Genomic DNA, 6,246 nt, shown 5'->3' with positions numbered 1-6,246 from the left:
AGCCGGAGCCGGAGCCGGAGCGAGTGCGGATGCCGGGACAAAGGGCGGCGCCTCCGCGAACTCGGCAGCCGGGGCGGGTGCTGCGGCGAAGGCCGGCACTTCCGGAACAGCGGAAGCGACGGCGAAGTCAGCCGCATCCGCGACGGCGACGGCGAACGCCACGGCCACGACGGAGGCCGAGGGAGATCATGATCCGCAAGCCGGCGCGGCGAGCGGCGGTACCGGCGCGGATCCGCACGAGGGAGGTGCCTCGACTCGCGGCGCGACCAGCGACCTCTCGGTCACCGGGGCCTCCTCCGCCCCGCAGATCGGATGGCTCGCCGCGATCATGATCCTGCTCGGCACAGGACTCACCGTGTGGGGTGCTCGTCTTCGAGCGCAACAGCGATACGCAGTATCGGAGCGCTGATCCGCTGCGGCTCCGGGCGCGCCGGACCCGTCCCTCGGGTCCGGCGCGCCCGGAGCCGTGGCGAGGAGTCCTCCGCACCGATCCTTGGAAGAATGGAGCCGGTGAGCGCGAAGAACGACCTGGCCCGAGCCCGCCGCCGGCTGAAGTCCGCCGCATGGGTGCTGGGTGCGATCCTCGTCGCTGCCATCGCCGTCGGGGCGAAGCTGCTGCCCGAGGCGTTCGATCCCGCACCGACCGCATCGCCGTCACCGTCGCCGAGCACGGATCCGACCCGCACCCCCGAGCCGAGCCCGACGCCCGCACCGCCCGGCGGTGCCGCGCTGGCCGCGCTCGAAACGCTCGAGGTCAAAGGCCGCGCGCCGAAGACCGGCTACGACCGCACCGTCGTGTTCGGCAAGGCGTGGCTCGATGTCGACCGCAACGGCTGCGACACCCGCAACGACATCCTCGCGCGCGACCTGACGGACACCGCGCGCCTGAAGAACTGCAAGATCGCCTCCGGCACCCTGCTCGACCCGTACTCGGGCGAGACCATCGCCTTCGAACGCGGCCCCGAGACCTCGCCGCTCGTGCAGATCGACCACGTCGTCGCTCTCTCGGACGCCTGGCAGAAGGGCGCGCAGCAGCTGACGCAGGAGCAGCGCGAGTCGCTCGCGAACGATCCCCTCAACCTGCTCGCCGTCTCGGGCACGCAGAACTCCAGCAAGGAGGCCTCCGACGCCGCGAGCTGGCTGCCGCCACGGGCCGGGGCGCGCTGCCCCTACGTGGCGCGGCAGATCGCCGTCAAAGCGAAGTACGCGCTCTGGGTGACGGACGCCGAACGGAACGCGATGCGGGGCGTGCTCGAGCGGTGCCCCGCGGAACCGCTGCCGGCGGGCTGACGGCGCCGACGAGCGCTCGCCCGGGCGGGCCCGGGCGCGACAGAATAGAGGCATGACCGACGAAGCAGTCCAGACCCCGTTCACCCCGCCCGCCGATCGCGTCGAGATCGGCGCCCGCATCGACGCGCTCATGCCGCAGGTCCTCACCGACCTCACCGAGATCGTGGCGATCCCGTCGATCGCCGACGAGCGCGTCGTCGATCCCGCCGAGTGCGTGCGCGCCGCCGAGTGGGTGCGCGACGCGTTCCTCACCGAGGGGATCCCGGTCGAGCTCACCGAGACCCCGGACGGCACCTACGCCGTGATCGGCCACCGCCCCGCGCCCGCCGGGGCGCCGACCGTGCTGCTCTACTGCCACTACGACGTGCAGCCGATCCTCGACGAGCACGAGTGGCTGAGCCCGCCCTTCGAGCTCACCGAACGCGACGGCCGCCTCTACGGCCGCGGCTCCGCCGACTGCAAGGGCAACCTCGTGGCGCACCTCGCGGCGCTGCGCGCCCTGCGCGCGGACACCGCGGCGACGGACCCGGCCGCGTACCCCGTCGGCTTCGTGCTCGTCGCAGAGGGCTCCGAGGAGCAGGGTCGCGCGAGCCTCGACCGCTACGCCGAAGCGAACCCGGAGCTGTTCCGCAAGGCCGACGTGATCCTGATCCAGGACGCGGGCAACTTCGCGAACGGCGTGCCGACCCTGACGACGAGCCTGCGCGGCGCCGTCGACGTGGTCGTCGAGGTCTCCGCGCTCGAGGCTTCGCTGCACTCCGGCGAGTTCGGCGGCGCGGCACCCGACGCCCTCGCCGCGCTCATCCGCATGCTCGCGACCCTGCGCGACGAGCGGGGCGACCTCAGCGTGCCCGGGATCCCGACCGACCAGGTCTGGCCCGGCGTCGAGTACGGCGAGGACGCGTTCCGCAGCGACGCGGGCATGCTCGACGGCACCGAGCGGATCGGCTCGGGCGCGGTCGCGGATCAGCTCTGGGCGCGACCGACGCTGACGGTGCTCGGGATCGACGCGCCTCGCGTGGTCGGCGCGGTCGCCGCGATCCAGCCCCGCGCCGCCGCGAAGCTGAACCTGCGCGTGCCGCCGGGCGCCGACCCGGCCGCGCTGCGCGACGCGCTCATCGCGCACCTGCACGCCATCGCGCCGTGGGGCGTGAAGGTCGAGACGAGCGCCGGCGAGCTCGGCCACCCGTTCAGCGCCGACACGACGGGCGAGAGCTTCACCCTGCTCAGCGATGCGCTCACCGACGCCTACGACGGCGTCGCGACCGTCACGAGCGGCGGCGGCGGATCGATCCCCCTCACGAACGTGCTCGCAGGCATCAACCCCGAGGCCGAGATCGTACTGCTCGGCGTTCCGGATCCGGAGAGCCGGATCCACTCCACCAACGAGAGCGTCGACCCGAACGAGATCCGCCGGATCGCGCTCGGCGAGGCGCTGTTCCTGCAGCGGCTCAGCGCGCGGTCGTAGCACCGAATACGGAAGGGCCGGTGCCGGGAATCGATTCCCGGCACCGGCCCTTCCGCGTCATGAACGAGCGTTCGCGCTCGATCAGGCCTTCGCGGGCTCCGGATCCAGTTCGGCGCCGCGATCCGCGTCCGCGTCGTCGTTGTCGAACGCGCGGCCGTTCCGGGGCGCGTTGTAGAGGTCGAGGTCGAGGATCCCCTCGCGCTTCGCCACGATCGCGGGCACGAGCGCCTGGCCCGCGACATTCACCGCGGTGCGGCCCATGTCGAGGATCGGATCGACCGCGAGCAGCAGGCCGACGCCCTCGAGCGGCAGGCCGAGCGTCGAGAGGGTGAGCGTCAGCATGACCGTGGCGCCGGTGGTGCCGGCGGTGGCCGCCGAGCCGACGACCGAGACGAGCACGATCAGCAGGTACTGCGTGAACGAGAGCTCGAGGCCGAAGAACTGCGCGATGAAGATCGAGGCGACGGCCGGGTAGATCGCGGCGCAGCCGTCCATCTTGGTGGTCGCGCCGAGCGGCACCGCGAACGAGGCGTAGCCGCGGGGCACGCCCAGGTTGCGCTCGGTCACGCGCTCGGTCAGCGGCAGGGTGCCGATGGAGGAGCGGCTCACGAACGCGAGCTGGACCGCGGGCCAGACGCCCGAGTAGTACTGCTTGATCGAGAGGCCGTGGGTCTTCACGAGGATCGGGTAGACGACGAACAGCACGAGCGCGAGGCCGATGTAGATGGTCACCACGAACCAGGTGAGCGATCCCATGGTGCTCCAGCCGTACTCGGCGACCGCGTTGCCGATGAGGCCGAGCGTGCCGATCGGGGCGAGGCGGATGATCCACCACAGCACCTTCTGGATGATCGCGAGGGCGGACTCGACGACGCGGATGAACGGCTCCGCCTTCTCGCCGATCTTGAGCGCGGCGATGCCGATCGCGGCCGAGACGATGATGACCTGCAGCACGTTGAAGTTGGGGGCGAGGTCGAGCGCGCCGGTCGCCGGGTCGGCGATGGCGCCGCGGACCTCGAGGCCGAGGAAGTTGCCGGGGACGAGTCCGGCGAGGAAGTTCCACCAGGTGCCGACGGTGTAGGGGTCGCCGGTCTTCAGCTCGCCGTGCGCGGCCGCGGATCCGGGCTGGATCACGATGCCGAGCACGATGCCGATGGTCACGGCGATGAGCGCCGTGATCGCGAACCACAGCAGGGTCTGCCCCGCGAGGCGGGCCGCGTTGGTGACCCGGCGCAGACCGACGATGCTCGAGACGATCGCCGTGAAGATGAGCGGCACGACCGCGGCCTTCAGCAGCGAGACGTACTTCGACCCGATGGTGTCGAGCGTGACCTGCAGGCCGTTGGGGTTGCCGGCGCCGTCCTTGCCGAGCGAGAGCGCGATCGCGCCGAGCACGACGCCGAGCACGAGCGCGGCGAGGATCTGCCAGCCGAAGGAGGTCGCCCAGCGGGGCAGCCTCCGCTTCGCGGTCGGGGCCTGGGCGGTGGTCGACATGGATCGTCCTTCCTGCGCGGTGCGCGGGTTTCGATGTCGCGGTGGATCGACGGCGCGCAGCCGGATCCGATTCCGTGGAGGGGTCCGTTCGGACCCACAGCGGTCCAGCATAGCCTCACATCACGTTCACTTATGTCACCCATGTCGCAATGTTTCATAACGGGCCGTGACCGAACCGTCCCGCAGCGACCCGAGAAGCGCGCCCGAGACGGCTCGACGCACCCGAATCTCCCGCATGAATCCGCCGTTTTTGCAGCAAGACTTGCTTTGTAACGGTACGGTAACGCATACTGGAACTTGTGCCGCTCGATCAGAGCGTGAAACTTCAACCGAGGATCCAAGGAGAAACGCAGCGTGCAGACTCCCGCCAAGGCGTTCATCGTGACGCTCGTCGCGTCCGTGACGTTCGCCCTCGGCGCAGCGCCCGCAAGCGCAGCTCCCGCACCGGTCGACTTCGCCGCAGCTGCCGCAGAAGTGGTCCAGCCGCCCGCACAGACCCTGCGCACGCAGCAGGAGGACGTCAGCGCGAACACGCTCGATTCCATGCTGAAGATGAGCGATGTCGCCAACGCCCCGCACGGCTTCGATGTCGAGAAGACGATCGCGGCCGCCGAGAGCGAGGTCGGCACCAGCCGCCCCACCGGTTGGAGCGCCCCCGGCGAGTGCATCATGTCGGCCCAACGCTGGATCCTCGCGGGCGGCGGCAAGTGGGTCGGCAGCGGCGATCCCGTCGCGAACTACGCCGGCGCGACCCGCCTCGCGCTGTCCGACGCCCAGCCCGGCGACATCATCCAGTACGAGAACATCGCCTCCCCCACCTCCTGGGTCACCGGCGTCCACACCGTGCTCGTCACCGGCGTCGACAAGGACGGCACCCTCACCATCATCCAGTCGAACAGCCCCGGCGGTTCGGGCCTCGTGACCAAGAAGGAGAACTGGACTCCCGAGCCCCCCGCCGGCTTCCAGGCCGTCGTCTGGCGCTTCTAAGACTTCCCGCGCTTCAGCGGACGACGAAGGCCCGTGATGCTCACGCATCACGGGCCTTCGTCCGTCCCGGTGCCCGGCCGGGCGCCGGCGGCGGCTACTTCGCGTCGCGGGTGCGGAACAGGATCCCGGCGGGGATCACCGCGACGAGCGCCCAGGCGAGCATGATGAGCATCGCGCCCCAGTAGTCGGGACCCGTCGCGCCCGGCACGGTCGCCTCGGCGATGCCGGCGGACATGGTGTTGCCCAGCGCGGCCGGGATGTAGTGCGAGACGGTGGTGACCCACTCCCAGCCGGTCATCGTGGCGATCTGGAGCCCGAGGGGCAGCACGAAGGTAACTCCGGCGATCACCGCGATGCCGCCGGCGGTGCTGCGGAACAGGGTCGCGACGCCGAACGCGAGCAGCGCGATGAGCGTCAGGTACACGATGGCGCCGATCCCGCCCGAGACGACGACCTTCGAGAAGATCACCGAGCCGACCTCGGAGTTGAACAGCAGCGCGATGAGCAGACCACCGATCACCAAGATCGCCGCGGTGACGACGGCGACGACGGCGAGCACGATCGCCTTCGCGAGGAACACCGGGGTGCGCTTCGGCACCGCGGTGAGCGTCGAGAGGATCATGCCGCTCGAGTACTCGCTCGAGATCGCGAAGACGCCCAGCACGCCGAACACCAGCGCGATGAACGGCGCGGCGATGGTGGCCGAGGAGAGCGCGTAGGTCTCGGGCGGGATCGTGGGCACGCCCTCCATGCCCGCGCTGGACTTGAGCCCCCAGGAGATGAGGAAGCTGAGTCCGAGACCCGCGACGACGGTGGCGATGAGGGTCCAGCGGATGCTGCGCAGCGAGGAGAGCTTGATGCCCTCCGAGCGCAGCACGCCGCCGAAGCGGAGACGGGGGCGCACGGCGTTCCGTTGCGCGTCGGATCGACGGGCGGGCGCCTGCGGGGCGCTTCCGGCGGGAGCGGTGGTGGTCATGGTGTGAATCCTGTTCGTCTGGTGCGTCGCG

5 protein-coding genes and 1 pseudogene are annotated in these 6,246 nt (G+C 70.8%); 4 read left to right on the top strand and 2 right to left on the bottom strand.

The features are described from left to right. The 3 genes and pseudogenes from XM48_RS18445 to XM48_RS06225 form a co-directional block, all read left to right on the top strand. Positions 1–409, top strand: a pseudogene (locus XM48_RS18445) (hypothetical protein); the annotation flags it as partial. Positions 410–510: 101 nt separating this feature from the next. After that, positions 511–1,290 carry an HNH endonuclease family protein gene (locus XM48_RS06230; protein WP_231580819.1) on the top strand — a complete coding sequence of 260 codons (780 nt, stop codon included), beginning with the start codon at positions 511–513 and terminating at the stop codon, positions 1,288–1,290. Between the two features lie 52 nt (positions 1,291–1,342). Continuing rightward, complete coding sequence (locus tag XM48_RS06225; protein ID WP_084821030.1) at positions 1,343–2,758, top strand: dipeptidase; 1,416 nt, start codon at positions 1,343–1,345, stop codon at positions 2,756–2,758. Between the two features lie 81 nt (positions 2,759–2,839). Here the strand turns inward: XM48_RS06225 and XM48_RS06220 are convergent, their stop codons facing one another. After that, on the bottom strand, positions 2,840–4,252 hold the full coding sequence (locus tag XM48_RS06220) for a dicarboxylate/amino acid:cation symporter (protein ID WP_084821029.1): 1,413 nt from the start codon (positions 4,250–4,252) through the stop codon (positions 2,840–2,842). Positions 4,253–4,606: 354 nt separating this feature from the next. Here XM48_RS06220 and XM48_RS06215 point away from each other — a divergent pair, with 354 nt between their 5' ends. Then, a complete protein-coding gene (locus XM48_RS06215) occupies positions 4,607–5,239 on the top strand; it encodes a hypothetical protein (protein WP_046454934.1) in 633 nt (210 codons plus the stop codon). Positions 5,240–5,333: 94 nt separating this feature from the next. Here XM48_RS06215 and XM48_RS06210 read toward each other — a convergent pair whose 3' ends face one another. After that, positions 5,334–6,215, bottom strand: a complete 882-nt coding sequence (locus tag XM48_RS06210; protein ID WP_046454933.1) for an ABC transporter permease — start codon at positions 6,213–6,215, stop codon at positions 5,334–5,336. Between the last annotated feature and the right edge of the window lie 31 nt (positions 6,216–6,246).

It is taken from the genome of Leucobacter sp. Ag1 (genome assembly GCF_000980875.1).
GTDB lineage: Bacteria > Actinomycetota > Actinomycetes > Actinomycetales > Microbacteriaceae > Leucobacter > Leucobacter iarius.
Note: the sequence above shows the minus strand (reverse complement) of the source record. Positions and strands in the feature narration are given on the sequence as shown.